The organism is Streptomyces sp. NPDC036984, assembly GCF_055607665.1.
In genome coordinates, this window is the sequence record NZ_JBVJRL010000061.1 from 1,887 (window position 1) to 5,139 (window position 3,253).

Below are 3,253 nucleotides of genomic sequence, written 5' to 3' on the forward strand. Positions count from 1 at the left end.
GTCGGGCACGCTGTTGGGTGTCTGAGGGAATGAACTTCCTCAGTCGCCGGCCCCGGTAAAGCATCGCGTAAGCGGTGTGTGACGGGTGGCTGGTCGTTGTTTGAGAACTGCACAGTGGACGCGAGCATCTGTGGCCAAGTTTTTAAGGGCGCACGGTGGATGCCTTGGCACCAGGAACCGATGAAGGACGTGGGAGGCCACGATAGTCCCCGGGGAGTCGTCAACCAGGCTTTGATCCGGGGGTTTCCGAATGGGGAAACCCGGCAGTCGTCATGGGCTGTCACCCACTGCTGAACACATAGGCAGTGTGGAGGGAACGCGGGGAAGTGAAACATCTCAGTACCCGCAGGAAGAGAAAACAACCGTGATTCCGGGAGTAGTGGCGAGCGAAACCGGATGAGGCCAAACCGTATGCGTGTGAGACCCGGCAGGGGTTGCGCATGCGGGGTTGTGGGATCTCTCTTCTGTTGTCTGCCGGCAACAGGACGAGTCAGAAACCGTTGATGTAGGCGAAGGACATGCGAAAGGTCCGGCGTAGAGGGTAAGACCCCCGTAGTCGAAACATCAGCGGCTCGTTTGAGAGACACCCAAGTAGCACGGGGCCCGAGAAATCCCGTGTGAATCTGGCGGGACCACCCGCTAAGCCTAAATATTCCCTGGTGACCGATAGCGGATAGTACCGTGAGGGAATGGTGAAAAGTACCGCGGGAGCGGAGTGAAATAGTACCTGAAACCGTGTGCCTACAAGCCGTGGGAGCGTCGGAGCAAGGCTTGCCTTGTTCTCGTGACTGCGTGCCTTTTGAAGAATGAGCCTGCGAGTTTGCGGTGTGTTGCGAGGTTAACCCGAGTGGGGAAGCCGTAGCGAAAGCGAGTCCGAATAGGGCGTTTTTAGTAGCACGCTCAAGACCCGAAGCGGAGTGATCTAGCCATGGGCAGGTTGAAGCGGAGGTAAGACTTCGTGGAGGACCGAACCCACCAGGGTTGAAAACCTGGGGGATGACCTGTGGTTAGGGGTGAAAGGCCAATCAAACTCCGTGATAGCTGGTTCTCCCCGAAATGCATTTAGGTGCAGCGTCGTGTGTTTCTTGCCGGAGGTAGAGCACTGGATAGGCGATGGGCCCTACCGGGTTACTGACCTTAGCCAAACTCCGAATGCCGGTAAGTGAGAGCGCGGCAGTGAGACTGTGGGGGATAAGCTCCATGGTCGAGAGGGAAACAGCCCAGAGCATCGACTAAGGCCCCTAAGCGTACGCTAAGTGGGAAAGGATGTGGAGTCGCACAGACAACCAGGAGGTTGGCTTAGAAGCAGCCACCCTTGAAAGAGTGCGTAATAGCTCACTGGTCTAGTGATTCCGCGCCGACAATGTAGCGGGGCTCAAGCGTACCGCCGAAGTCGTGTCATTGACATATATAGCCCCAACGGGTGTGTTGATGGGTAGGGGAGCGTCGTCTGCCGGGTGAAGCGGCACTGGAAGGTAGTCGTGGACGGTTGACGAGTGAGAATGCAGGCATGAGTAGCGATACAAACGTGAGAAACGTTTGCGCCGATTGACTAAGGGTTCCTGGGTCAAGCTGATCTGCCCAGGGTAAGTCGGGACCTAAGGCGAGGCCGACAGGCGTAGTCGATGGATAACCGGTTGATATTCCGGTACCCGCTGTGAAGCGTCAAACATCGAGCATCGTGATGCTAAGGCCGTGAAGCCGTTCCGGACCCTTCGGGGAAAGGAAAGTGGTGGAGCCGCCGAACCAAGCGGTTAGTAGGTGAGTGATGGGGTGACGCAGGAAGGTAGTCCATCCCGGGCGGTGGTTGTCCCGGGGTAAGGGTGTAGCCCGAGTGGTAGGCAAATCCGCCACTCATGCAGGGTGAGACCTGATGCCGAGCCGATTGTGGCGAAGTGGATGATCCTATGCTGTCGAGAAAAGCCTCTAGCGAGTTTCATGGCGGCCCGTACCCTAAACCGACTCAGGTGGTCAGGTAGAGAATACCGAGGCGTTCGGGTGAACTATGGTTAAGGAACTCGGCAAAATGCCCCCGTAACTTCGGGAGAAGGGGGGCCACGTCTGGTGAGAGGATTTACTCCTTGAGCTGGGTGTGGCCGCAGAGACCAGCGAGAAGCGACTGTTTACTAAAAACACAGGTCCGTGCGAAGCCGTAAGGCGATGTATACGGACTGACGCCTGCCCGGTGCTGGAACGTTAAGGGGACCGGTTAGCTTCACTTCGGTGGGGCGAAGCTGAGAACTTAAGCGCCAGTAAACGGCGGTGGTAACTATAACCATCCTAAGGTAGCGAAATTCCTTGTCGGGTAAGTTCCGACCTGCACGAATGGCGTAACGACTTCTCGACTGTCTCAACCATAGGCCCGGTGAAATTGCACTACGAGTAAAGATGCTCGTTTCGCGCAGCAGGACGGAAAGACCCCGGGACCTTTACTACAGTTTGATATTGGTGTTCGGTTCGGCTTGTGTAGGATAGCTGGGAGACTTTGAAGCAGCCACGCCAGTGGTTGTGGAGTCGTCGTTGAAATACCAGTCTGGTCGTGCTGGATGTCTAACCTGGGTCCGTGATCCGGATCAGGGACAGTGTCTGATGGGTAGTTTAACTGGGGCGGTTGCCTCCCAAAGGGTAACGGAGGCGCCCAAAGGTTCCCTCAGCCTGGTTGGCAATCAGGTGTTGAGTGTAAGTGCACAAGGGAGCTTGACTGTGAGACCGACGGGTCGAGCAGGGACGAAAGTCGGGACTAGTGATCCGGCGGTGGCTTGTGGAAGCGCCGTCGCTCAACGGATAAAAGGTACCCCGGGGATAACAGGCTGATCTTCCCCAAGAGTCCATATCGACGGGATGGTTTGGCACCTCGATGTCGGCTCGTCGCATCCTGGGGCTGGAGTCGGTCCCAAGGGTTGGGCTGTTCGCCCATTAAAGCGGTACGCGAGCTGGGTTTAGAACGTCGTGAGACAGTTCGGTCCCTATCCGCTGTGCGCGTAGGAGTCTTGAGAAGGGCTGTCCCTAGTACGAGAGGACCGGGACGGACGAACCTCTGGTGTGCCAGTTGTCCTGCCAAGGGCATGGCTGGTTGGCTACGTTCGGGAGGGATAACCGCTGAAAGCATCTAAGCGGGAAGCCTGCTTCGAGATGAGGACTCCCACCCACTTGATGGGGTAAGGCTCCCAGTAGACGACTGGGTTGATAGGCCGGATCTGGAAGCACGGTAACGTGTGGAGGTGACCGGTACTAATAGGCCGAGGGCTTGTCC

Annotated in this window: 1 rRNA gene; it reads left to right on the plus strand. The window is 57.0% G+C overall.

The window, feature by feature from the left end:
• Positions 1 to 132 precede the first annotated feature (132 nt).
• Positions 133 to 3,253: ribosomal RNA gene (locus ACZ7DL_RS38860) — 23S ribosomal RNA — on the plus strand; the annotation flags it as partial.